Origin of the sequence: Beijerinckia sp. L45 (genome assembly GCF_009765775.1) — a bacterium.
Taxonomy (GTDB): domain Bacteria; phylum Pseudomonadota; class Alphaproteobacteria; order Rhizobiales; family Beijerinckiaceae; genus RH-AL1.
This window is the reverse complement of record NZ_LMUU01000248.1, coordinates 1-398: the sequence shown is the minus strand read 5'-3', so window position 1 is coordinate 398 and position 398 is coordinate 1. Positions and strand designations below refer to the sequence as shown.

General features: G+C 59.3%; 1 protein-coding gene. It reads left to right on the top strand.

The window, feature by feature from the left end; genetic code table 11:
- Positions 1-72: 72 nt before the first annotated feature.
- The coding region (locus GSQ79_RS25560) for a hypothetical protein (RefSeq protein ID WP_210253217.1) at positions 73-398 on the top strand (326 nt) is incomplete at its 3' end.

Here is a 398-nt window from a genome sequence, read left to right as displayed (position 1 = left end):
CACACCGATCATTTTGGGAAGAAGCGTTTGGACCTGGCAGGTCCTCTCCTGGCCAAGCTCTTCCGAGGCATCATGCGCCGTATGCACTCTGAGCTCGCCAACTACTTGAGACGCTGCGTGGAAGGCAACCGCCACTTTAACCTTGCCGTCGGTATCAAGCCCGGCACGCTCTCCAACGGTCTCAAGTACTCTCTCGCGACCGGCAACTGGGGTGACCAGAAGAAGGCCATGAGCTCGACGGCTGGTGTCTCTCAAGTGTTGAACAGATACACTTTCGCCTCGACGCTCTCCCATTTGCGACGCACCAACACGCCCATCGGCAGAGACGGCAAGCTGGCCAAGCCCCGCCAGCTTCACAACACACATTGGGGTCTTGTCTGCCCTGCCGAGACGCCCGA